The sequence below is a fragment of the Acinetobacter sp. UBA3132 genome (assembly GCF_002364825.1).
Taxonomy (GTDB): Bacteria; Pseudomonadota; Gammaproteobacteria; order Pseudomonadales; family Moraxellaceae; genus Acinetobacter; species Acinetobacter schindleri.
The window spans coordinates 3493-4747 of sequence record NZ_DEZM01000210.1 but is presented as its reverse complement, the minus strand read 5'-3'; the positions used below and the strand labels follow the sequence as shown (position 1 = coordinate 4747).

Sequence of the window (1255 nt, the reverse complement as noted above, 5' to 3'; positions counted from 1 at the left end):
TTCAAGCCATATTGAATATGGTTCTTCTGCCTTTAAAGCGGTTTTGTTTTCCTTGTTTCTGGCTGGATTTGCAATTTTTTCATCATTGTATTGTGTACAGCCGATGATGCCGATTCTGGCAGACTATTTTCATATCTCCCCTACGCAAAGCAGTTTTCCACTTTCATTTTCTACCATTGCATTAGCTGTTGGCCTGATTTTTACTGGACTCATTTCTGACCGTTTTGGCCGTAAGCCGATTATGGTTTGGTCTTTATTTTCGGTTGCAGTATTGTTGTTGCTGAGTGCTGTATTGCCAGTCTGGTCAGTGTTTCTGGCGACCCGGGTATTAATAGGCTTAACCGTAAGTGGCGTGGCCGCAGTGGCGATGACCTATATTGGGGAAGAAGTTGCCGCGAAAGATGTTGGTTTTGCCATGGGACTCTATATTTCTGGAACTGCGATTGGCGGTATGAGTGGCCGTTTGCTTGCAGGAGTATTGGTAGACTTTATTTCCTGGCAGTCAGCGACTTTAATCATTGGACTAATTAACCTCTGTATTGCGACAACTTTCTATTTCTTATTGCCTAAATCCAGGAATTTTCAAGCTTATCCTATTAAATTGAGCCGCTTCCTTACTGCATTTCAGCATAATCTTAGTGATCGCAAACTGCGAATCTTGTTCTTGCAAGGTTTCATCCTGATGGGCTGTTTTGTTTCAGTCTTTAATTACCTCAGCTATCGCCTGATTCAGTCACCTTTTGAGCTGTCGCATGTCTGGATTGGGGTAATTTCGGTCACCTATCTGGCAGGAATCTATAGCTCACCTCGTGCGGCGGCATGGAGCCAGAAATTTGGACGTTTCCAAGTATTGGTGGCCATGCTTGCCAGTATGTTGCTAGGACTAGTGTTGATGCTAGTCAACAGCTTGGTGCTGATCTTTATTGGTCTGCTCATTTTTACCTTTGCATTTTTTGCTGCACATTCCACGGCCAGTAGTTGGGTGTCTGTGCAATCTTTACAGTATCGTGCTGTAGGATCATCACTCTATTTATTCTGCTACTATCTTGGGTCTAGTGTACTTGGCAGCTCGAGTGGTCTGGTCTGGGAAAATACCGGATGGTTCGGCCTCAGTTTATTCATCGGCATTATTTTGACAATCGGTTTATTGATAGCTCAACAGTTAAAACCTAAAATAAGCAAGCTAGAAACAAAGTGAGCATATATTCCTGATTAAGGTCTTAAAGTCTATATTGTATAAATTATAATCAAGCAA

The 1255-nt window shown here is 42.4% G+C and carries 1 protein-coding gene; it reads left to right on the top strand.

Annotated elements, in window-relative coordinates; translation table 11 throughout:
• Positions 1 to 1198: MFS transporter (locus B4033_RS11660; protein WP_286834173.1), on the top strand; the 1198-nt coding region annotated here is incomplete at its 5' end.
• Between the last annotated feature and the right edge of the window lie 57 nt (positions 1199 to 1255).